General features: G+C 69.5%; 23 protein-coding genes. 9 read left to right on the forward strand and 14 right to left on the reverse strand.

Going from position 1 to position 19,967, the window contains the following annotated elements:
* Positions 1-27: 27 nt before the first annotated feature.
* Both O9280_RS07360 and O9280_RS07365 read right to left on the reverse strand, forming a co-directional pair.
* Positions 28-2,547, reverse strand: a complete 2,520-nt coding sequence (locus tag O9280_RS07360) for an FtsX-like permease family protein (RefSeq protein ID WP_298340717.1) — start codon at positions 2,545-2,547, stop codon at positions 28-30.
* Complete coding sequence (locus tag O9280_RS07365) at positions 2,544-3,248, reverse strand: ABC transporter ATP-binding protein (protein WP_298340719.1); 705 nt, start codon at positions 3,246-3,248, stop codon at positions 2,544-2,546. The genes O9280_RS07360 and O9280_RS07365 overlap by 4 nt, the downstream gene beginning before the upstream one ends.
* Before the next feature lie 4 nt (positions 3,249-3,252).
* Between O9280_RS07365 and O9280_RS07370 the strand changes: the two genes are divergently transcribed.
* Both O9280_RS07370 and O9280_RS07375 read left to right on the forward strand, forming a co-directional pair.
* Positions 3,253-4,035 (forward strand): arylesterase, encoded by a 783-nt coding sequence (locus O9280_RS07370; protein ID WP_298340721.1) that lies wholly within the window; start codon positions 3,253-3,255, stop codon positions 4,033-4,035.
* A 102-nt stretch (positions 4,036-4,137) separates the two neighbouring features.
* Complete coding sequence (locus O9280_RS07375) at positions 4,138-5,589, forward strand: solute:sodium symporter family transporter (protein WP_298340723.1); 1,452 nt, start codon at positions 4,138-4,140, stop codon at positions 5,587-5,589.
* Here O9280_RS07375 and O9280_RS07380 read toward each other — a convergent pair.
* The 3 genes from O9280_RS07380 to O9280_RS07390 are packed head-to-tail and all read right to left on the reverse strand — an operon-like array spanning position 5,505 to position 7,100.
* Complete coding sequence (locus O9280_RS07380) at positions 5,505-6,296, reverse strand: DUF2189 domain-containing protein (protein ID WP_298340725.1); 792 nt, start codon at positions 6,294-6,296, stop codon at positions 5,505-5,507. The two genes, O9280_RS07375 and O9280_RS07380, sit on opposite strands and share 85 nt — an antisense overlap.
* Entirely contained in the window at positions 6,293-6,586 is a 294-nt protein-coding gene (locus O9280_RS07385) for a GNAT family N-acetyltransferase (protein WP_298340727.1), read from the reverse strand. The genes O9280_RS07380 and O9280_RS07385 overlap by 4 nt, the downstream gene beginning before the upstream one ends.
* Before the next feature lie 7 nt (positions 6,587-6,593).
* Positions 6,594-7,100, reverse strand: coding sequence for a hypothetical protein (locus O9280_RS07390; RefSeq protein WP_298340729.1), 507 nt, complete (start codon positions 7,098-7,100; stop codon positions 6,594-6,596).
* Between the two features lie 168 nt (positions 7,101-7,268).
* Here O9280_RS07390 and O9280_RS07395 point away from each other — a divergent pair, with 168 nt between their 5' ends.
* Positions 7,269-7,664, forward strand: a complete 396-nt coding sequence (locus tag O9280_RS07395; protein WP_298340731.1) for a hypothetical protein — start codon at positions 7,269-7,271, stop codon at positions 7,662-7,664.
* Here the strand turns inward: O9280_RS07395 and O9280_RS07400 are convergent.
* From O9280_RS07400 to O9280_RS07415, 4 genes are all read right to left on the reverse strand, one after another.
* Positions 7,629-8,264: a hypothetical protein gene (locus O9280_RS07400; protein WP_298340734.1), complete on the reverse strand. Its 636-nt coding sequence runs from the start codon at positions 8,262-8,264 to the stop codon at positions 7,629-7,631. The genes O9280_RS07395 and O9280_RS07400 overlap by 36 nt on opposite strands.
* Before the next feature lie 53 nt (positions 8,265-8,317).
* The gene (locus tag O9280_RS07405; RefSeq protein WP_298340736.1) at positions 8,318-9,031 is read right to left on the reverse strand and encodes a fused MFS/spermidine synthase; all 714 of its coding nucleotides are present in this window, start codon (positions 9,029-9,031) and stop codon (positions 8,318-8,320) included.
* The gene (locus O9280_RS07410) at positions 9,024-9,527 is read right to left on the reverse strand and encodes a hypothetical protein (RefSeq protein WP_298340738.1); all 504 of its coding nucleotides are present in this window, start codon (positions 9,525-9,527) and stop codon (positions 9,024-9,026) included. Before O9280_RS07410 ends, O9280_RS07405 begins: the two co-directional genes overlap by 8 nt.
* 80 nt (positions 9,528-9,607) lie before the next feature.
* Positions 9,608-9,883: a SemiSWEET transporter gene (locus tag O9280_RS07415; protein ID WP_298340740.1), complete on the reverse strand. Its 276-nt coding sequence runs from the start codon at positions 9,881-9,883 to the stop codon at positions 9,608-9,610.
* A gap of 110 nt (positions 9,884-9,993) precedes the next feature.
* Between O9280_RS07415 and O9280_RS07420 the strand changes: the two genes are divergently transcribed.
* Positions 9,994-10,587, forward strand: coding sequence for a lipocalin family protein (locus O9280_RS07420; RefSeq protein WP_298340742.1), 594 nt, complete (start codon positions 9,994-9,996; stop codon positions 10,585-10,587).
* On the opposite strand, the gene O9280_RS07425 is transcribed toward O9280_RS07420, so the two are convergent.
* On the reverse strand, positions 10,527-11,408 hold the full coding sequence (locus O9280_RS07425) for a DUF4105 domain-containing protein (protein WP_298340744.1): 882 nt from the start codon (positions 11,406-11,408) through the stop codon (positions 10,527-10,529). The genes O9280_RS07420 and O9280_RS07425 overlap by 61 nt on opposite strands.
* A 57-nt stretch (positions 11,409-11,465) precedes the next feature.
* Between O9280_RS07425 and O9280_RS07430 the strand changes: the two genes are divergently transcribed.
* Positions 11,466-13,523 carry an amidohydrolase family protein gene (locus O9280_RS07430; protein ID WP_298340746.1) on the forward strand — a complete coding sequence of 686 codons (2,058 nt, stop codon included), beginning with the start codon at positions 11,466-11,468 and terminating at the stop codon, positions 13,521-13,523.
* Between the two features lie 70 nt (positions 13,524-13,593).
* Here the strand turns inward: O9280_RS07430 and O9280_RS07435 are convergent, their stop codons facing one another.
* Positions 13,594-14,511, reverse strand: coding sequence for a nuclear transport factor 2 family protein (locus O9280_RS07435; protein WP_298340750.1), 918 nt, complete (start codon positions 14,509-14,511; stop codon positions 13,594-13,596).
* A gap of 94 nt (positions 14,512-14,605) precedes the next feature.
* Between O9280_RS07435 and O9280_RS07440 the strand changes: the two genes are divergently transcribed.
* Complete coding sequence (locus O9280_RS07440; protein ID WP_298340752.1) at positions 14,606-15,556, forward strand: LysR family transcriptional regulator; 951 nt, start codon at positions 14,606-14,608, stop codon at positions 15,554-15,556.
* Between the two features lie 22 nt (positions 15,557-15,578).
* Here the strand turns inward: O9280_RS07440 and O9280_RS07445 are convergent, their stop codons facing one another.
* Genes O9280_RS07445 through O9280_RS07455 form a run of 3 tightly spaced genes read right to left on the reverse strand, consistent with a single transcriptional unit; the run spans position 15,579 to position 18,099 of the window.
* A complete protein-coding gene (locus O9280_RS07445; protein ID WP_298340754.1) occupies positions 15,579-16,097 on the reverse strand; it encodes a YciI family protein in 519 nt (172 codons plus the stop codon).
* An 11-nt stretch (positions 16,098-16,108) separates the two neighbouring features.
* Positions 16,109-16,939, reverse strand: coding sequence for an S-formylglutathione hydrolase (fghA, locus tag O9280_RS07450; protein WP_298340807.1), 831 nt, complete (start codon positions 16,937-16,939; stop codon positions 16,109-16,111).
* Positions 16,940-16,977: 38 nt separating this feature from the next.
* On the reverse strand, positions 16,978-18,099 hold the full coding sequence (locus O9280_RS07455; protein WP_298340756.1) for an S-(hydroxymethyl)glutathione dehydrogenase/class III alcohol dehydrogenase: 1,122 nt from the start codon (positions 18,097-18,099) through the stop codon (positions 16,978-16,980).
* A gap of 276 nt (positions 18,100-18,375) precedes the next feature.
* On the opposite strand from O9280_RS07455, the gene O9280_RS07460 reads away from it, so the two are divergent.
* The 3 genes from O9280_RS07460 to O9280_RS07470 are packed head-to-tail and all read left to right on the forward strand — an operon-like array spanning position 18,376 to position 19,962.
* Positions 18,376-18,717, forward strand: a complete 342-nt coding sequence (locus tag O9280_RS07460; protein ID WP_298340758.1) for a zinc ribbon domain-containing protein YjdM — start codon at positions 18,376-18,378, stop codon at positions 18,715-18,717.
* 59 nt (positions 18,718-18,776) lie between these two features.
* On the forward strand, positions 18,777-19,013 hold the full coding sequence (locus O9280_RS07465) for a DUF3297 family protein (protein ID WP_297866445.1): 237 nt from the start codon (positions 18,777-18,779) through the stop codon (positions 19,011-19,013).
* 40 nt (positions 19,014-19,053) lie between these two features.
* Positions 19,054-19,962 (forward strand): SAM-dependent methyltransferase, encoded by a 909-nt coding sequence (locus O9280_RS07470; protein ID WP_298340760.1) that lies wholly within the window; start codon positions 19,054-19,056, stop codon positions 19,960-19,962.
* Positions 19,963-19,967 lie beyond the last annotated feature (5 nt).

The raw sequence follows: 19,967 nt of genomic DNA on the forward strand, positions 1-19,967 counted from the left end.
CCGCGCCCTCCCAGCGCTCGCGCCGACTCACAGTTCGCGCAGAGTCACCGAGGGCGGGGCATCGAGGATGCGCCGCGTGGCCCAAAGGCCAGCCAGCAGTGCCACGACCACGCCGACCAGCGCACCGGTGGCGGCAAGGCGCGGGTCGGGCGTCCACGGCAGATCCAGCACCTGCAGCGCGATGACCCCAGCCAGCACCGTCGAGGCGATGGCGGCGACGAGCCCGGAGATCAGCCCCAACGCGGCGAACTCACCCGCCTGCGCAAGGCGCAACTGGCGGCGACTGCCGCCCAGCACGCGCATCACCGCGCCCTCGCGCAGGCGTTCGTCCTGGCTGGCGCCGACGGCGGCCAGCAGGACCAAGGCACCCGCGAGGAGCGCGACGAGGAAGACGGCCTCGACCACGGTCGACACCTGATCGACGGTGCTGCGCACCTGCTTGAGGATGGCGTCGACGTCGATCACCGAGAGGTTCGCGAAGCGGTCCAGCAGCGCCCGGGTGAAGCCATCGCGGCCCGGCGGCAGATGGATCGCGGTGATCGCGCTGCCCTGCAGGCCTTCCAGCGCGCCCGGTGAGACCAGCACGAAGAAATTCGGGCGCACGCTCTCCCACTTCACCTCGCGGATCGACGTGACCTCGCCCTCGAGGCGCGTGCCAGCGATGTCGAAGACGACGCGATCACCCAGCGTCCAGCCCAGCGAGGCCGCGAGGCCCTGCTCCACGGAGAACTCGGCGGGCGCATCGGCGGCCATCGACGCGTCCCAGAACCGGCCTTCGAGGATCGTGTTGCTGTCGTCGAGGGTGTCGGCGGTGCTCAGGTTGAACTCGCGCTCGGCGAGGCGGCGGGCTCGCCCGTTGCCCTCCGGCAGGGCCTGGGCGTTCATCGGCGCGCCGTTCTTCTCGATCCAACGGCCGCGGATCATCGGGAAGATTTCCGGGTTCGTGATGCCCTCGCTTTCGAGGAAGGCGCGCAAGGGTTCGATCTGCGCCGGCTGCACGTTGACGATGAAGCGGTTTGGCGCATCGGCCGGAAGCGCCTCGCGCCAGCGTTCCAGCAGGTCGGTGCGCACGAAAACGAGCAGCAGAAGCGCCATCAGGCCCAGGCCCAGGGCACTGACCTGGGCCACGGTCGTGGACGCACGGCGGCTGATGTTGGCGAGGCCATAGCGCCAAGGCCCGCGCAAACGCGGCCGCAGCAGGTCAACGCCGCGAACCAGCGCGTAGCCGAGTGCGGCGAGGATGGCGAAGGTGATGACGAGGCCACCCAGCATCGCACCCGCGAGCTCCGGCGACTTCGCCTGCCACCACAGCAGCGCACCGAATCCGCCCAGGGCCAGCGCCGTCAGCGCCAGCGCGCTCGGCGAGCGCACGTCGAGGTCACGGCGCAGCACGCGCAGGGCCGGAACACCGCGCAGCGCCAACACCGGCGGAACGGCGAAAGCCAGCAGCACGACGAGGCCCACGGCGTAGCCGCTGAGCACCGGAACGAGGCTGGCCGAGGGCACGGCGATGCCGAGCGCGCTGCCCAGCCACTCGCCGATCGCGAACGACAGTGCCCAAGCCAAGGCCACGCCGAGCGTGCTGCCGAGCAGGCCCAGCAGCATCAGCGCGCCCACCTGCACGATCACGATGGTGCGCTGGCTGGCCCCGAGGCAGCGCATCACCGCGCAGGCATCGAGATGCCGCGCACTGTGTCGTCGTGCGGCCATGGCCACGGCGATCGCGGCGAGGATCACCGACACCAGCGTCGCCAACCCGAGGAAACGTCCGGCGCGATCAAGCGCGCGGCGCACTTCCGGCCGCCCCTCGGAGGCGGTCTCCAGCCGCTGCCCGCGGCCGAGCGCATCGCGCGCCTCGGCGCTGAAGGTCTCGACGGCATCCGGCGTTCCGGCCACGACGAGCCGGTAGGCGATGCGGCTGCCCGGCTGCACCAGGCCTGTCTCGGGAAGATCGTCGAGGTTCATGACGACCTTGGGCGCGACGTTGAAGTAGTCGAGCGCGCCGTCGGGCTCCTGCTCGATGAGCGCGGCAAGGCGCAGCGTCGATTCGCCGAGGGTGATGGGGTCACCGAGCTTCGCGCCGAGGGTGTTCGCCCCGGCGCGGGTCATCCAGACCACGCCGGCCGGCGGGCCTTCGGCGAGTTCGCGGCGGCCCGCGTCGTCGCTGATGACGAAGCTGCCGCGCAGCGGGAACTCGCGACCCACGGCGCGCAGTTCGCCGAGGCGGAAGCGGTCGGCCACGCGCAGCATGCTGGGGAACTCGACGGTGTCGACGGCCTTCAGGCCCGGTCGATCCGCCAACGCACGCAGCTCGGGCGCGAGCGGGGCATCCGCACGCAGGACGGCATCCCCGCCCAGCAGTCGGTTGGCCTCGAGGGCCAACGCACGCTCGGCACGGTCGGTGAGGAAGCTGATGGTGGTGACGGAAGCGACCGCCAGTGCGAGGGCCGCGATCAACAGGCGCACCTCGCCGGCCGCGAGATCGCGCAGGGCTTGGCGCCACGCCAAGCGCCACGGGCTCCCCGCGCGTGCCGTCGCGGTGCTCACGCCTGCACCCGCCCGCCGGCGAGGCGCAGCTGACGGCCACAGCGGGCGGCCAGGCGTTCGTCGTGGGTCACGAGCACGAGCGTGGTGCCGGCCTCGGCGTTCAAGCGGAACAGCAGCTCGATGATCTGCTGCCCGGTGGTGGTGTCGAGGTTGCCCGTCGGTTCGTCGGCAAACAGCAGGGCCGGCCGCGTGACGAAAGCCCGCGCGATGGCCACGCGCTGCTGCTCGCCGCCGGACAGCTGGCGCGGGTAGTGGGTCATGCGCTCGGCCAAGCCCACCTGTTCCAGCACCTTGCGCGCCGGGCCCTCGGCATCGCGGTCGCCGCGCAGTTCCAGCGGCAGCATCACGTTCTCCAGAGCCGTCAGAGCAGGCAGCAACTGGAAGTTCTGGAAGACGAAGCCGACTTTCTCGGCCCGCAGCGCGGCGCGGCCGTCCTCGTCGAGCGCGCCGAGGTCCGCGCCACCGAGGCGAACCCGGCCGGTGCTGGCGACATCGAGGCCGGCCAGCAGCGACAGCAGGGTGCTCTTGCCTGAACCGGAGGCCCCGACGATGGCGAACGCTTCACCCGCAGCGATGCTAAAACCGACATCGGCGAGAATGGTGAGCGGTCCCGAAGGCAGGGCGACCTGCTTGCCCAAACCCTCCACATGCAACAGCGGCGTCGTCGACGCGGTCAGGTCAGGATTCAGAAAGGCGGTCATCGGAATGCGTTCATCCAGCAAAGTTCAACGCGCACTGTGCGCGCAACAGGCTCTACAGGGCGTCATGGTGCTGCGCGCGTTGCTGCTCGGCATGGGCCTTTCGGCAGGGCTCACCGCCTGCGGGCAAATCGACGACGGCGCAACGCCCGAGGCGCCCCTGCGGGCCGCGGCCACTTTGGCGCCAGCCCCCGCGCCCCCGGCCGGCACGACGGAAAGCGTCGACGCCACGACCGAGGCACGCACGGTGCTGGTGATGGGCGATTCGCTCTCCGCCGCCTACAACCTTGCGGCGGAACAGGGCTGGGTGGCACTGCTCGACACGCGGCTGCGCACCGAGGCCCCGGGCTTCCGGATGGTCAACGCCTCGATCAGCGGCGAGACGACTGCCGGTGGTGCGTCGCGGATCGATGCCGCGCTGGCGGAGCATCGCCCCGCCCTCGTGGTGATCGAACTCGGCGCCAATGACGGGTTGCGCGGCCTGCCGCTCGAGGAATCGCGCGCGAACCTGGAACGCATGGTCAAGGCCTCGAAGGCGTCGGGCGCTGAGGTTCTCGTGGTGGGCATGCGGCTGCCACCGAATTACGGCGCGGACTACACCGAGGGCTTCTTCGCCATGTTCGGCGAGATCGCGCAGGCCGAGGGCGCGGCCCACCTGCCCTTCCTGCTCGAGCCGATCGCCTTCGACGAAGCGGCGTTCCAGGGCGATCGCCTGCATCCGACCGCCGAGGCGCAGCCGGTGCTGGCCGACCACGTCTGGGCCGCACTGCGGCCGATGCTCGCCGACTGACGCGACTCGCCCCGCGCCCAGCGAGGCGTGAATACGTATGCAGTGCTGGGTTTTCCCGGCGTGACGGGCTAGCGTTCCCGGACTTCGGTTCGGGGGAAACGAATGGGCGCCGGCGCCATCCAGTGGGGAATCTTCATCGGCCTGACGGCCGCGATCGCACTGCTCACCTGGTGGCGCTGCCGTCAGGAAGTGCCCTCGACCGACGCTTCAAAGGAGGTCTTCCTCGCCGGCGGCACGCTCACCTGGCCCTTCATCGCCGGCTCGCTGCTGCTCACCAACATCAGCGCCGAGCAGATCGTCGGCATGAACGGCACGCAGGTGATGTTGACGGCCTGGTGGGAGATCGGCGCGGCGGTGGGCCTCGTCATCCTCGCCCACGTGCTGGTGCCGATGTACTACCGGTACGGCTGCACCACGACCACCGAGCTGCTCGAAAAGCGTCTCGGCGACGCCAGCATCCGCACGGCGGTGTCGATCCTCTTCCTGCTGGGCTATCTCTTCATCCTGCTGCCCGTCGTGCTGTACACCGGCGCGGTGTTCCTGAAGTCGATGTTCGCGCTCGAGGCGTCGATCCTCGCCATCGCCATCGTCTACGCGCTGGCGGGCCTGGCCTACGCGGCCTTCGGCGGCCTGCGCGCCATCGCCATTTCCGACACCTACAACGGCGTGATGCTGGGCGCCATGGGACTGTTGGTGACCTTCTTCGCGTTCAAGGCCATCGACTTCGACCTCTCGGGCATCCCGGCGGAGCGCCTCACGCTCATCGGCGGGCCGGAATCCGACATCCCGTGGCCGACCCTGCTCACCGGCATGGTGTTCATCCACCTGTTCTACTGGGGCACGAACATGGTGATCGCGCAGCGCGCGCTGGCCGCGCCCACCATGCGCGAGGCTCAGAAAGGCATCTACGCCGCCGCCGCGATCAAGCTGCTGATGCCGCTGATCGTCGTCGTGCCGGGCGTCCTCGCGTACAAGCTCTACGGCGATGTCGGCGACGTGACCTATGGCCGCCTCGTGGCCGACGTGCTGCCGCCGTGGCTGGCCGGCGCCTTCGCCGCGATGATCTTCGGGGCCGTGCTGTCGAGCTTCAATTCCTGCCTGAACTCAGCCGCGGCGCTCTATGCCATGGACCTGCACGTGAAGTACGTGAACCCGCAGGCCGACGTGCGGCGGATCGGGCAGCGCGTGGCAATCGCCTTCACGATCGGCGGCGTCGCGCTGGTGCCGCTCTACCAGAACGCCGAAAGCATCGTCGCGACGATGCAGAAGATGAACGGGCTGTACTCGATGCCCGTGCTGGCCGCCTTCCTCGTGGCCGTGGTGGGGCGCCGGGTGCTGTCGATCGCGCTGCGCGCGGGCCTGCTGTTCGGCGTGGGGCTGTATGCGGTGTTCACCTTCGCCTGGCAGCCCTTCGGCCTGCACTACATCCACCTGATGGCGATCACCCTCGCCAGCACGATCGCGATGATCTACGCGCTCGACCGCGTGCTGCCGGGCTCGGCGCCGTCGGCGTCCAGCGAGGGCCAGGCGGAGGCGTCCAGCGCCTCGCGGTAACCGTGCCAGGCCGCGTAGGCCAGCCACGGCATCACGATCCCCAGCCCGACGAAGGCCGTGGCGATGCCCACGGCGGTGAGCAGGGCAATCAGCGCGGCCCACACCAGCGCAGTGCCCTTGTTGCGCAGCACCGCATTCAAGCTGGAGATGCCGGCCGTGACCATGTCCACGTCGCGGTCGGCGATCATCGGCAGCGAGAATGCCGCGATGGCGAACGTGGCCACCGCGAACACCGAGCCGAACAGCGAACCCAGCGCGAGGAACTCCAGCAGCGAGGCAAGGCTGCCGTCCTCGATCGGCACGAAGGCGTTCACCAGCATGCCGGCGCGCGACCACAGCAGCAGGATGACCATCTGCACGAGGGCAAACACGCCGGCCTGCCCGACCACGCGGCGCATCAGCGCGAGGCAGTCCTTGAGTCGTGGCACCTCGCCGCGCTCGAGGGCTCGGCTGACCGCGTAGAGCCCGACGCCGATCAGCGGCGCCACGAACACGAAGCCCGACAGAAGGGCCGCCAACAGCGCGAAGCGGCCGAGCTGCCAGGCCATCGCCGCCACGGCCAGACTGACCACGACGACGATGGCGCCAAAGACCGACGTGAGCACGGGGGCGCGCACGAGATCGCGCCAGCCTGCGGCCAGCCAACGCAGCGGCGCGGACAGCGGCAGGTCGCGGCAAGGCACGACGAAAGGCGCGGCCTCGTTCATGCGCGCAGTCCGTTGAACTCGGGATGGCGGCGCATCCACGCGTCGACGTAGGGGCAGACCGGCTCGACGCGCAGTCCTTGCGCCCCGGCCCACTCGAGGGCCGCCCGCGTGAGCGCGCTGGCCACGCCGCGGCCCTCGATCGCGCGTTCGACGACCACCGAAGGAATCACCATCACCGACCGGCCCTCGACTTCGCGACGCATGTAGCGCAGTTCGCCGCGATGCCCCTCGAGCCGGGCTTCGAAGCGACCTTCGGCATCCCGGTGGAGGATTTCCGGCGGCGCAGCCATGGGCGCCTCAGTACTCGACCGAGACGGACATCAGCCGCAGCCGGCCGGGAAAGCCGCCCTGCTCGCCCCCGAGACGCTGTGCTTCGATGTACCACCACGCTCCGTCGCTCCAGCCGTTGCCCGGAGGGATCGTCACCGACGAAGCCAGCACGGTGCTGGTGTTCTCCGGCGCCGCTCGCGTGGCCGTGCCGCGGGCGCCGTAGGTCTCGAAGCTGTTGCCGCTGTTGAAGGTCATCGGCGTCACGCTGAAGCCCAAGGTGCCACTCTCGTCCGAGACGACCTGGTAGGCGTAGGTCACGCGAACCCGCCCACCGGCGTAGTCCTTCGGCTTGCGCAGGGTGAACGTGACCGTGCCGTTGGCCCCCAGCCAGTCGAGCCCGCGCGCATGCATGGCGAATGCCGATTCCGGGCTGCGCGACAGCGCATTCGCCGGGATGCTGATCTGGTGGGCGTAGCGCGCGAGGCCCGGTGCGATCGCCGCGGCCGAGGGGCGGGCACCGGACACGGTTGCCATCGATGGAACGGAAACGATGGCCAAGACCACCGCAACGACAACGCGCACGAACGACGGGGATGTCCTGACCATGTCGGCACTCCGGGGGAAGGCTGCGACACCGCAGCCCGGCTATTGAACACCCATCCTCGCGCTTATGCTGCCGGCCTGCCCTGAACCCTACCGTCCATGCCGCCACGCCGTCGCGCCGCCCCGCTCGTCCTCGCCCTCGCCGCGCTCGGCATGGCGCTGTGCAGCCTGCCCCATGCCCTCGGGGCGTGGCCGCATTTCCGCGAGGGTTTGGTGGCGCTTGGGGCGGAGCCGCACCTCATCGGCGCCATCGGCAGCGCCTGGGCCTTCGGCACGGTGATGATGCTGGCCAGTGGCGCCATCGTCGGCGCGCAGGCTTGGCGGGCGTGGCGCGACCAGCCGCTGCACGCGGCGACACTGCTACCCCTCAGCCTCGCTTGGGCGAGCTACGGCCTCGTGGCCTTCGCGCTCCGCGACTTCAACACCCACTACCTCGCCTTCGTGGCCTGCGGTGCGGCCTTACTCGTCGCGCTCGCCCTGCCGCGGGTCCGCTGAGGGGCTCTGCGCCATCAAATCGATCTGCAGCAGGCGCGCCGAGACCTCGTGGTCGTCGAGCGAGCCCTGCCGCTGCAGCCACAGCACGCGATGGCGCTGCTGCTCGGGGCTTTCGTCCGGGCTGAGGTAGTCGAAGCGATCGCGCAGCTGGGCCGCACGCCGCCGGTCGATCTCGGCCAGGATGCCGCCCGCCGAGGCGTCGTCGATCACCAGCACGTTCGCGCGCGGCGACGGCACGACAATGTAGCGGCGGATGCGCAGCGCATACCAGGCGAGGCAGGCCGCACCCAGCGGCAGCCAGATCGACAATCCGAACACCTGGGTCTTCGCCCAGTCCATCGACGTGAGCACCGCGCCAAGCACGACCCAGATCGCGCCGACGTTGCGCCACCAGGTGTTGCGCTCGACGAAGCGCTCGCGATCCACGGCGAGTTCGGCGTACTCGATCGTCCAGGTCCGCGAGGCGTTGCCGTCATCCAAGCCGTAGCGCAGCGACTCCTCGCCGAAATCGAAGAACGTCTTCGCACCCGCGCGCTTCTGTTCCAGCCGCAGGGCTTCGGGCTTCGGGGGTTCGGGCTGGGGCACCAGGGGCGTGTTCACGGCGGTTCCTCGATTCGACCCTCCGCCGGGGAACCCGGCGGCGGGCGCGCAGTTTAGCGCCCTTGAACCCGGACCCGCACCGCGGCGAGCGCCTCGCGAAGCTCGCGCTGCCCGGCCGACGACAGCGCGGACACCACGCCGGTGGCCGCGAGGGGCCCCATCCACGCGAAGGCCACGCGGTTGCTCTGCCGGGCCTCCTCGACCACCGCCACGTTGGCGGCGCCGAACGCCACCTGCAGCCGGTGCCGATGCTCGGCGTGCGCGGTGTCGTACAGGTTGAACGCGGCCACGCCGCCAGGTCGGAGGGCGGCGCGGCAGTCGTTGTAGAAGCGCTGGGTCGACAGCGCGGCCGGGATGCCACTGGTGTCGTAGCCGTCGACGAGCAGCAGGTCGATCGACGCCGGCTGCGTCTTCAGCCACTCGGCGGCGTCCGCTTCGACCACGCGGAACCGGGCGTCGTCGTCAGGGATGCGGAACTGGCGCCGCAGGGCGATGACCGCCGGATTGATCTCGATGGCCTCGAGCGCCGCGGCCGGCAGGTGGCGGTGCAGGAACTTCGCCTGCGAGCCGCCGCCCAAGCCGACCATCGCGATGCGCGCGGGTGCCGGCACCAGGGCCAGCGCGCCGAGCATCGTCCGCGTGTAGTCGACGACGAGGCGGTCCGGCGCCCAGCGCGACATGCGGCTCTGGGCGGTGCCCTTGGCGAAACGCAGTTCCCGAGTGCGCCAGCCTTGCAGGATGAACGGGGTGCCTGCCTTCTCAGCCACGCTGCAGGAAGACCACGCCCTTGCCGTCGACCTGGTTGAACAGCAGGCGGAACGTGAGGCTGGTGGCCTGCGGCTGCTCGCGACCGCCCTGACAGCTCATGCCAGCGGCTTCCTTCGCGGTCTTGCTGCGGAAAGTGCAGACGATGGCCGGCTCGAAGCGCCAGGTCGACAGCGCCGCCACCGAAACGTCGACGAACTGCTTGCTCAGTTCCGTCACCGCCGGGCACTCGGGCTCGCGGACCAGCGGGCCGGTGTAGCTGACCGCGCCTTCCTCATCGATGTCGACGCGCATGCAGATGGCGCGCGACGGCACCTGCTGCTGCGCCAGGACCTCGGCCGGGTACTCCGGCAGGCGGTTGCCCGGTTCGTCGATCGGCAGCAGGAAGGTCTGCTTGTCGGTGAGCTGCAGCGTTCCCTCGGCAGCCTCTTCGGCGAAAGCGGCGGCCGGCAGCACGGCGAGCAGGGCGGCGGCAAGGGCAAGACGGGTGATGCGCATCGAAGGCTCCTCCAGGGGACTCAGGGTGCGGAGCGTACCGCCTGCGGGCGACTTTCGTCGTGCGCGGTGTCGCTGTGGCGTCAAGTCGCTGAAAGGGCCGGCTTGCGGTAGGCCCACATCTGCCAGAGGTTCAGGCCGTTCACCCCGAGGGTGAAGACGTTCGCGAGGATGATCGGCAGGCTGTCGATCATCAGGCCGTACACCAGCCAGAGCAGCACGCCGAGCGTGAAGGTGCCGAAGGTCGAGAACGACAGGTCGTCGACGTGCTTGCGGCGGAAGTTCCGGATCACCTGAGGCACGAAGGCGACGCTGGTGAGGAAGGCGGCGCCGAGGCCGAAGGCGGTGGGAGTGTCCATGGGCGAACGATGCCCGAAGCCCCCGCCCCGGCTCAATCACCCGCCACGCCTGCACGGCATTTGAACGCGCGCAAGCGCAGGCTCGAACCTCCGCCCCAAGGCCGCGCCCGATGCTCCGACGCCCTGTTCTCCCGGCCGCGATCCTCGCGCTGGGCCTGACTTTTGCCGCGCATGCCGAGGCCGCGGCGGAGGCCCTGCCCGCCGCCCTGCCCGACGGCACCCCGAACACGCCGGTGCCGGCGCTGGACCTCGACCGCTACACCGGCCACTGGCACGAGGTGGCGCGGTTGCCGATGTTCTTCCAGCGGAACTGCATTGGCGACACCACCGCCACGTACACGTCGCTCGATGACGGCAGCATCGAAGTCCGCAACGCCTGCCGCACCGACGACGGAATGATCGAATCGACCGGCGCCGCGCGTCGGGCCGGCGATGGAGGGGCGCTGGAAGTGCGCTTTGCCCCCGGTTGGCTGGGCTGGGTGCCGATGGTCTGGGCCGACTACTGGGTGGTGGACCTCGACCCGGGCTACGGCTGGGCGGTCGTGGGCGGGCCGAAGCAGGGCGCGATGTGGATCCTCGCGCGCGAAACCACGCTCGATCCCGCCCTGTTCGAACGCATCCGCCAACGGGCCGAAGCCCGCGGCTACCGGCTGGCCGAACTCGTGGTCGATCCCGCCCAGCGCGACCGGATCGCCGCGGAGTAGGCCTTGCCCTCGAGGCCCGCGGCCTCGGCGTCGCGGGCGAGGCCGTCGATGCGGTGCACCTCGCGGTAGCCGTCGCGCGGCAGGTCGGTGTCGATGAGGCCGAGGTCGAAAGCGAGGTCGTCGCTGTAGCCGGGCAGACGCGTCCGCCAGCTCATCGGGATCGTGCCGGGCGCCAGCGCATCGACGGCATCGACGATGGTCGTGGTGCAGTTCGCCGACAGCGTGTTGTAGAACGCCGGTCGCTCGGCGAGCGCATTGGCTTTCTCCAGCAGCGCCAGCAGCAACGCCCGCGCCTGCGCCGGCGTGGCCCGCAGGCGGTACAGGTGGACCGGGTCGCGTCGATGCGCCGCCCGCAAGCCGATCAGGTCGCGCTCGTCGCCCAGCACGAGCATCAGTTCGTACTGCCGGAACAGCCCGGCCAGCGGGGAATAGGTTTCGCCCACTTCCTTGCGTACTTCGGCGGAGATCGCGAGATGGCGGCCGTCGCGGAAGCCGAAGCTCACGAAGGTGTGCGCCGGGCCGCGCCAATCCGCGAAGGGCTCGACGATGAACCAGGCGCTGTCCACCTCGTCGAGGCGGTACTCGCGGCTCTCCCAGCGAAGGTCGAAATCGGACGTGCTGCGGTAGCGGGCGTTGCGGACGTTCACCAGCCGCAGGCCATCGCCCGCCATCGTGGCGACCGGCATGCGGGCCTGCTCGGGCACCCAGTCGCGGTCACCCGAGGGCCGCACGAGGAGCACCAAGGCGCCCCATCCCATCGCGACGACGGCCATGATCAGGAGACCGACGCGCAGCGCGGGGAAGCTCGTTGGAATGGGCATGGCGCGCGTCATCGGCGGCAAGGGTACAGTGCGGCCTCCACGGGAGGACACCACGCCATGCGATCGACCCTGCTGTTCGCCGCGCTCGCCGCAGCACTCGGCACCGCCGAAGCCGCCGAGACCCAGCGCTACGTCGTGCTGACGCCGGAGGCCACCATCGGCCACCTGCACGCCACGGTGGACGGCGACACGGTCAGCGTCGACTACGACGTCAAGGACAACGGCCGCGGCCCGACGATGAAGGAAACGCTGCGCCTCTCCGAGGCCGGGCTTCCGGTCGAATGGTCGATCACCGGCGCGACGACGTTTGGCAGCAAGGTCGATGAGCGCTTCGCCGTCGCCGACGGCAAGGCCACGTGGAAGGACGCCGTGGGCACCGGCGAGGCGGCCAACGCCACCGGCGCGCTGTACATCGGGCAGAGCGGCACGCCCTGGGCCCTGGGCGTCTATGCCCGCGCGCTGATGGCCGATGCCGACGGCCGCATCGCCACCCTCCCCGGCGGCGAACTGCGCTTGGAGAAGGGCGACACGCTGGAAGTGGGCAGCGGCGATGACAAGCAGACCGTCCAGCGCGTCACGCTCTCGGGCCTCGACCTCGATCCGACGAACCTGCTGGTCGAAGCCGACGGCGACCTGTTCGCCGTGCTGTCCGGCGGCCGCAACCTCGTGCTCCGCGAAGGCTACGAGGCCGATGCCGAACGCCTGCGCCAGCTGGCCATCGAACTCGGTGAACAGCGCTTCATCGCGATGCAGGCCGAGGTGGCCCATCGCTACGAGCACCCCGTGCGCATCCGCAACGTGCGCGTGTTCGATCCGAAGACCGGCACGCGCTCCGAGCCGGTCAGCGTGGTCGTCTACCGCAACCGCATCAGCGGCATCCAGCCGCTCGACGCCACCGGCACCGGCCCGGAAGTCGTCGTCGAGGGCGAAGGCGGCACGCTGGTGCCCGGCATGTACGAGATGCACGGCCACATCGGCCAGAACCGCACCGTGCTCAACCTCGCCGCCGGCATCACCTCGGTGCGCGACATGGGCAACGATAACGACGTCCTCGATCGCCTGATCCAGAGCATCGAGTCCGGCAAGCTCGCCGGCCCGCGCATCACCCGCGCCGGGTTCATCGAGGGCCGCAGCCCGTTCAATTCCAACAACGGCTACCTCGTCAGCAGCCAGGCGCAGGCGCTCGAGGCGGTGCGCTGGTACGCGGCGCGCGGCTTCCCGCAGATCAAGCTCTACAACAGCATGAACCCGGCTTGGTCGGCCGCCGCCGCGGCCGAAGCGCATCGCCTCGGCCTGCGCGTTTCCGGCCACATCCCGGCCTTCACCAATGCCGACGCGATGATCGAGGCCGGATACGATGAGCTCACCCACATCAACCAGGTGATGCTGGGCTGGGTGCTGACGCCGGAAGAAGACACCCGCACCCTCCTCCGCCTGACCGCGCTGAAGCGCCTCGACCAGCTGGACCTCGCTTCGCCGCGCGTTCGCAAGACCATGGACGCGATCGTCGAGAATAAGGTTGCCGTCGAGCCCACGCTCGCCATCCACGAGAACCTGCTGCTCAACCAGGACGGCCAGGTGCCCAGCGGCCAGGCCGAATGGATCGCGAACCTGCCGATCGGCGCCCAGCGCAACGCCAAGCGCGCGTGGAGCGACATGAGCGCGCCCGGCGACCGCGAGGCCTACGCCGGCGCCTACCGCAAGATCATCGAAGGTGTGCGCGAGATGCACGAGCGCGGCGTGTTCCTGATCCCCGGCACCGACCTCGGCGGCGGCCTCGCCTTCCATCGCGAGCTGCAGCTGTTCCAGGCCGTCGGCTTCACGCCGGCGCAAGCCCTGCGCCGCGCGACGATCGACATGGCCGAATACCTCGGCGAGGACCAGCAGCTCGGAAGCATCGAGCGCGGCAAGCTGGCCGACTTCTTCCTCGTTCCCGGTGACCCGACGGAATCCTTGAGCGAGCTGAAGAACGCCCGCATGGTGATGAAGGACGGCGTCGTCTACTTCCCGAGCGAACTCTACCCGCGCTTCGGCATCCAGCCGTTCTCGACGGCGCCCGCGGTGCAGGTGCCGCAGGCGGTGGAGACGCCGATCGGCGCCACGCCCTCAAGGTGAAGTTGCCGCCATCGCGCATCCCGGGTGGACTCCGACGACCTTCAGACGAAGCGGTACGCACGATGAAGCCCTAGCGTGAGGGTGTGTACGACTTGTAGGCGATCTTCCATAGGCCGTCGATGCGCAACAGCAGGAGCTGCTCATCAAGCGCTTGTGCGGGGCTGAACCGTAGTCTCAACTGTACCGTGGCGCTGTCGCCGTGCGTCAGAACGCGGATGATCGTTCGTTCGACCTGATCTGCGCCTGATGCAGGCGTGCCGTTGAAGAACCGGATGTACTCGTCGAATGACCAGGTGCCGAGTCGTCCTCCCCTCAAGCCCTCGATTCTTGCCGTCGGAAGAAAGGCTTCGCGGATCAACTCCGGGCTTCCGGTGATGCCCGCTTCGAAGTACTTGCCAACGACTTCCCGGATCGCGGATTCATCGCGGGAATCGGCATCCGATGCGGCGCCTTCAGCCGGGTTGCCTGCGGCGACGACGTTGACGAAAGGCGCACGCTCGAAGAACTCGCGACTCTCGACCACGCGACCGAGATCGGCTTGCTTGGCGCCATCGATGAGCACTTCACGATGGGCGGCCTTGATCCCGGCCCATTCCTGCTCGATGCCGGCGAACCCCTGCGCGTCGCGGTACGTCACCATCACGACGGCATTCCATGGGCCGTCGTCCGAACCCGTGTCGAGCCACAGGTAGCTGACGAAGAGTCCCCGTTCGACGGCGATCTTGTCCATCGCGAACCAGTTGGCACGGACATAGCGCTCAAGCTGTCCCAGTTTCCCGGGAGCGGACTTCAGGTAGGTCATCGTCACGACACGCGCGTCGGGGCCCTCGGTCGTGGGGCCGAGGGTGGCCGGATCCGATGCCGCCAGCGTCACGGTGGGCCATGCCAGGAGACACAACGACGCGCAAAACACCTGCTTGCGCCACAATCTTCCGATCGCAGCCATAGCCAGTGCCGCGACAACTGTTGTTCCGATCTTGCACGTCATGGGTTCACCTCTTGGAAAGTCCCGGAACCATAGGAGCGTGCATTCGCATTGAAAAGCGAGCCGAATTGAACACCGCCCCCAAATTCCTTGAACCATGAGCCCACGCCCCCACCTCTCGCTCGACGCGATCTACGTCGTCGATGCCATTGCGCGGCACGGATCGTTCGCGAAGGCGGCGGCCGAGCTCCACAAAGTGCCATCAGCCTTGAGCTACACGGTCGGGCAGCTTGAGAGAGAACTGGGCATCAAGCTGTTCGAGCGGACCAAGCAGCAGACGCGGTTGACGCCTGGAGGCAAGGACCTGCTCGAGGAAGGGCGACGGCTGCTGCAGCTGGCCGCCGCTGCGGAGCGCCGACTTGGTCGAATCGCCACCGGCTGGGAGACCGATCTGTGCATCGTCGTCGACTCGCTGCTTGGAACGCAGCGGATCTTCCCCGCACTCGAAGGCTTTTATGCGCTGGGTTCCGGCACGCGGGTCCGCGTTGCCGAGGAGTCGTTGGAAGGCTGCTGGGAAGCGCTGGTCGAGCATCGCGCTGACCTCGTCATCGCCGGGCTGGGCGCCGGCGGCATTCCCTCCGGCGGCGGGTATGCCGTCGCACCGCTGGGGGCCGTGGCGTTTGACTTTGCCGTCGCGCCCGGCCACCCCCTGGCGATCCACGCCGAGGCGCTTGGTGCGCCGTTGCCCGAGTCGGCTGTGCTGCCGCATCGCGCGGTGCGAGTCGCCGACAGCTCGCGTGCCCGTCCTGCGAAAACATATGGATTGCTGGCCGGCCAGGAGACGCTGACGGTTGCAAGCATGGCGGCGAAGCTCGACGCGCAGCGCGCCGGCCTCGGCGTCGGCTTCCTTCCCCGCTTCCTAGCGACGCCTGAGTTCGAGCGGGGCACCCTTCTTCGACTGGACGTGCAGCAGCCGCGCCCGGACGCCGTGTTCGCACTCGCGTATCGCTCCAATGAACTGGGTCGGGCGGGGCAGTGGTTCGCCGAACGTTTGACGCGCGAGCCTCTGCTGGATGGATGGGCCGCGCCACCCGCCTCGGCGCCCTGAGCCTCCCGGCGCGAGGGCGGACTCAGTCCGCCTTCGCTGCCGTAGGCGGCACCATCCGCTCATGCAGCTCGGCAGTGGCCATCAGCGCCGCCGAGCCGTACCAGGGGTGGTACTCGGCGACCATCTCGCCGTTGACGATCACGGGATCGGTTTCGGTGAGCGCCTTCGCTTCCTCGACGCTCTCGACCGCGAAGATGAAGAGGCCGCGCCACCCGGAGTCGCTGGGCATGAAGGGGCCGGCGACCGCGAGTTTTCCCTCCTTCGCCAAGCGCTGGATGTTGGCCATGTGCCCCGCGAACATCGCCGTGCGCGCCTCGCCGTCCGGCATGCGCGTGGGGCCGGTCTTCAGCACCACCAATACGTAGCGGCGCATGCCGAGTTCGTCCGCACCGTGCCGTTTGGCGAGATCGGCATCGAAAGCCACGGCCGGCGCGGCGGATGCATCGGTCGAGGCTGGCGTGTCCGATGCCAGCACAGCACCGGACGCCAGTCCGAACCAAGCCGTCATCGCGATGAGGGTCGGCAAGCGAATCAGGCGCATGGCGGGCTCCTTCAGGCCTTCAGTGCCGACGCATGGTATGCCACGTGTTCGCCGATGAAGCTGGCGACGAAGTAGTAGCTGTGGTCGTAGCCGGCACGCAGGCGCAGGTCGAGCGGATGCCCGGCCTTTTCGCAAGCGGCCTTCAGCCGATCCGGGCGCAGGCTGCGGTCGATGAACTCGTCGTCGAGGCCCTGGTCCACGCGAAACGGCAGGCGCTCGGCGGCGCGGGCGATCAGCTCGCAGGCGTCGTAGGCCTTCCACGCCTCCTGGTCGTCGCCGAGGTACGCACCCAGCGCTTCCTGCCCCCATGGCACCTGCGTCGGCGACGAAATCGGCGCGAACGCCGACACGCTGCGGTAGCGGCCCGGGTGGCGCAGCGCCGTCACCAGCGCGCCGTGCCCGCCCATCGAGTGGCCGCTGATGGCGCGGCGGTCGTTGGCGGGGAACGCGGATTCGACGAGCGCCGGCAACTCCTGCGCGACGTAGGTCTGCATGCGGTAGTGCGGCGCCCACGGCGCCTGCGTGGCATCCACATAGAAGCCGGCGCCCTGCCCGAGATCGTAGCGGTCGGCATCGGCCACGCCCTCGCCGCGCGGGCTGGTATCGGGCGCGACCACGATCAGCCCGTGCTCGGCGGCGTAGCGCTGCACGCCGGCCTTGGTGATGAAGTTCTGCTCGGTGCAGGTGAGGCCCGAGAGCCAGTAGAGCACCGGGCAAGGGCCATGCGCGGCCTGCGGTGGCAAGTAAATGCCGAAACGCATCGGCGTGCCGGTGGCCGTCGACTCATGTTGGTAGACGTCCTGCCAGCCGCCGAAGCAGGCGCGGTGTTCGAGGCGCTGCAGCCCGGCGGGCACGGCGAACTCGAAAGGCGCGGCGGCCGTCATGCGCGCGCTCCGTAATGGATCACGCTGCGGATCGACTTGCCTTCGTGCATCAGGTCGAAGGCCTCGTTGATGCGCTCCAGCGGCATCGTGTGCGTCACGAAGGGCGCGAGGTCGATGCGGCCGGCCATCGCGTCCTCGACCATGCCCGGCAGCTGCGTGCGGCCCTTCACGCCGCCGAAGGCCGTGCCCAGCCAGCGGCGACCGGTGACGAGCTGGAACGGCCGCGTGCTGATCTCCTGCCCCGAGCCGGCCACGCCGATGATCACGCTCTGGCCCCAGCCGCGGTGCGCGCATTCCAGCGCCGCGCGCATCACCTGCACGTTGCCGATGCACTCGAAGCTGTGGTCCACGCCCCAGCCGGTCATCTCGACGATCACCTGCTGGATCGGCGTGTCGAAGTCCTTCGGGTTCACGCAGTCGGTGGCACCGAAGCGCTTCGCGAGCGCGAACTTCGAGGGATTGGTGTCGATGGCGATGATTCGGCCGGCCTGCGCCTGCTTGACGCCCTGCACCACCGCGAGGCCGATGCCGCCGAGGCCGAACACGGCCACCGTGTCGCCGGGCTGCACCTTGGCGGTGTTTTTCACCGCGCCCAAGCCCGTGGTGACACCGCAGCCGAGCAGGCAGACCTGCTCCGGGTTCGCCTCGGGGTTCACCTTGGCGAGCGAGACCTCGGCCACCACGGTGTACTCGCTGAAGGTGCTGCAGCCCATGTAGTGGAAGATCGGCTGGCCCTCGTAGCTGAAGCGCGAGGTGCCGTCCGGCATCACGCCCTTGCCCTGCGTGGCGCGCACGGCCACGCACAGATTGGTCTTGCCGCTCGTGCAGAACAGGCACTCGCGGCATTCGGCGGTGTAGAGCGGGATGACGTGGTCGCCGGGCTTCAGGCTCGAAACACCCTCCCCCACTTCAACCACGATGCCAGCACCCTCGTGGCCCAGCACCGCCGGGAACAGGCCTTCCGGGTCATCACCCGACAGCGTGTAGGCGTCGGTGTGGCAGACGCCGGTGTGGGTGATGCGCACCAGCACCTCGCCCTTGCGCGGCGGGGCGACGTCGATCTCGACGACTTTCAGGGGTTCGCCCGCGGCGAAGGCGACGGCGGCACGGCTTTTCATGGGGGGCTCCTCGGACAAGGCCGGCAGGATAACCCCTGCGTCCGGCGCCCCCGGGCACCGGGGCGGCCGATGTGGGAGAATGCGCGCCCTTTCCCGCCACCAGGCCACCGCCATGAAGAAGTCCGTCAGCAAGAAGTCCCGTTCGCGTCGTCGCGCCGCCCGCCTGCGCAGCGCGCGCTGAGCCGCACCGATCCGCGTCGTCTCGGGGCCGCATTGCGGCCCCGTTTCGCTTTGGGGGACTAACCTAGGGCACCCCCCCGCCGACCGGAGCCCGCCATGTCCGCCCTGCCGCCCTGCCCGAGCTGCGGCTCGACGTATGCCTACGAAGACCGTGGCCAGTTCATCTGTCCCGAGTGCGGCCACGAGTGGACAGTCGATCCGTCCGTCGCCGATCTCCCCGAGGAGCGCGTCTGGAAGGACGCCAACGGCAACCTGCTGCAGGACGGTGACACGGTCACCCTGATCAAGGACCTGAAGGTCAAGGGGTCCTCGTCGGTGATCAAGGTCGGCACCAAGGTCCGCGGGATCCGGCTGGTCGATGGCGACCACGACATCGACTGCAAGATCGAGGGCTTCGGGGCGATGCAGCTGAAGTCCGAATTCGTCCGGAAAGCCTGAGGGTCCGCGGCGCGTAGAATGCGCGCCGTTCCGTCCCTTACTTCCGTCCGGATTCCACCATGACCGACACCGCCCCCGACCGCCTCTCGAACGACCCGCGCTCGAAGTTCCATGACGCCGCCGCCCTCGAACGTGGCATCGGCATCCGCTTCAACGGCAACGAGCGCACCGACGTCGAGGAGTACTGCGTCAGCGAGGGTTGGGTGCTGGTACCGGCCGGCAAGGCGCTCGACCGCCGCGGCCGTCCGATGACGATCAAGCTCAAGGGCACGGTCGAAGCGCGCTTCCTGACCTGAAGCACCGGCCTCGCCCCGCGCCAGCGGACGCCCACCCCGGATGAGCCGCCTGCTCTCGCCCCTGCTCACGCGCGACGCCATCGACGCGCTGCGTGCTGCCCGCGCGCGCGGCGACGCGGCCTGGCGCGGCTCGCTCGATGCCGGCCGCACCGAGAGCGATATCGCGCTCGACGCCGAAGGCTTCCACTGGGGCGGCGCGCGCTGGCCTTGGCCCGCGCCCGAAGACGCGTTCAAGGACCGCACGCTCTACGCCGCGTTGCCCACGGGCAGCGGCAGCACCGACTGGCAGCCGGTGCAGCGCTTCGGCCGCGCGCTGATCAAGCTCATCCCGACCGACTGGGGCCCACCCACCTTCGAGATCGACGGCATCAAGATGCTGCCGACCGCGCAGGTCTCCCCGTGGGACGACGCGGCCACCAAGGTCGGGCTGGTGCAGCCACGCGGCAGGCGCCTGCTCGATTGCTGCGGCGGCCTCGGCTACTACGCCGCGCACGCATTGGCGAACGGCGCGGCCCACGTGCAGAGCTTCGAGAAGAACCCCGGCGTGGTGTGGCTGCGGCGCCTGAACCCATGGTCGCCGGACGTCGACGACCCCGCGAACACGGGGCGCTTCACGCTCACCGAAGGCGACGTGTCGATGGCGATCACCGCCCTGCCCGACGCGCACTTCGACGCGGCGCTGCACGACCCGCCGCGCTTCGGCATCGCCGGCGAGCTGTACTCGCAAGCCTTCTACGACCAGCTGGCGCGCGTGCTGAAACCCGGCGCGCCACTCTTCCACTACACCGGCACGCCGAACGCCAAGACCAGCGGCCGTGACGTGCCTGGCGAGGTCATCAAGCGGCTGGAAAAAGCCGGCTTCCGCGCGGAGCGGAAGCTCGACGGCGTCTTCGCGACGAAAGGCCGAGGCACCGCCCCGGCCCGCTCGGGCCCGCGCCCACCGCGCTGATCGCG

The organism is Silanimonas sp., assembly GCF_027531545.1.
In the GTDB taxonomy this organism is placed as follows: Bacteria; Pseudomonadota; Gammaproteobacteria; order Xanthomonadales; family Xanthomonadaceae; genus Silanimonas.

Excerpts from the sequence above, each read along its gene's own strand:
- O9280_RS07460 (WP_298340758.1), top strand. The coding sequence starts at position 18,376 with ATGTCCGCCCTGCCGCCCTGCCCGAGCTGCGGCTCGACGTATGCCTAC.
- O9280_RS07390 (WP_298340729.1), bottom strand. The coding sequence starts at position 7,100 with ATGGCAACCGTGTCCGGTGCCCGCCCCTCGGCCGCGGCGATCGCACCG.
- O9280_RS07420 (WP_298340742.1), top strand. The coding sequence starts at position 9,994 with ATGCTCCGACGCCCTGTTCTCCCGGCCGCGATCCTCGCGCTGGGCCTG.
- O9280_RS07370 (WP_298340721.1), top strand. The coding sequence starts at position 3,253 with ATGCGTTCATCCAGCAAAGTTCAACGCGCACTGTGCGCGCAACAGGCT.
- O9280_RS07385 (WP_298340727.1), bottom strand. The coding sequence starts at position 6,586 with ATGGCTGCGCCGCCGGAAATCCTCCACCGGGATGCCGAAGGTCGCTTC.
- O9280_RS07375 (WP_298340723.1), top strand. The coding sequence starts at position 4,138 with ATGGGCGCCGGCGCCATCCAGTGGGGAATCTTCATCGGCCTGACGGCC.
- O9280_RS07445 (WP_298340754.1), bottom strand. The coding sequence starts at position 16,097 with ATGCGCCTGATTCGCTTGCCGACCCTCATCGCGATGACGGCTTGGTTC.
- O9280_RS07440 (WP_298340752.1), top strand. The coding sequence starts at position 14,606 with ATGAGCCCACGCCCCCACCTCTCGCTCGACGCGATCTACGTCGTCGAT.
- O9280_RS07415 (WP_298340740.1), bottom strand. The coding sequence starts at position 9,883 with ATGGACACTCCCACCGCCTTCGGCCTCGGCGCCGCCTTCCTCACCAGC.
- O9280_RS07455 (WP_298340756.1), bottom strand. The coding sequence starts at position 18,099 with ATGAAAAGCCGTGCCGCCGTCGCCTTCGCCGCGGGCGAACCCCTGAAA.
- O9280_RS07410 (WP_298340738.1), bottom strand. The coding sequence starts at position 9,527 with ATGCGCATCACCCGTCTTGCCCTTGCCGCCGCCCTGCTCGCCGTGCTG.
- O9280_RS07430 (WP_298340746.1), top strand. The coding sequence starts at position 11,466 with ATGCGATCGACCCTGCTGTTCGCCGCGCTCGCCGCAGCACTCGGCACC.
- O9280_RS07435 (WP_298340750.1), bottom strand. The coding sequence starts at position 14,511 with ATGACGTGCAAGATCGGAACAACAGTTGTCGCGGCACTGGCTATGGCT.
- O9280_RS07380 (WP_298340725.1), bottom strand. The coding sequence starts at position 6,296 with ATGAACGAGGCCGCGCCTTTCGTCGTGCCTTGCCGCGACCTGCCGCTG.
- O9280_RS07425 (WP_298340744.1), bottom strand. The coding sequence starts at position 11,408 with ATGCCCATTCCAACGAGCTTCCCCGCGCTGCGCGTCGGTCTCCTGATC.
- O9280_RS07465 (WP_297866445.1), top strand. The coding sequence starts at position 18,777 with ATGACCGACACCGCCCCCGACCGCCTCTCGAACGACCCGCGCTCGAAG.
- O9280_RS07365 (WP_298340719.1), bottom strand. The coding sequence starts at position 3,248 with ATGACCGCCTTTCTGAATCCTGACCTGACCGCGTCGACGACGCCGCTG.
- O9280_RS07395 (WP_298340731.1), top strand. The coding sequence starts at position 7,269 with ATGCCGCCACGCCGTCGCGCCGCCCCGCTCGTCCTCGCCCTCGCCGCG.
- O9280_RS07470 (WP_298340760.1), top strand. The coding sequence starts at position 19,054 with ATGAGCCGCCTGCTCTCGCCCCTGCTCACGCGCGACGCCATCGACGCG.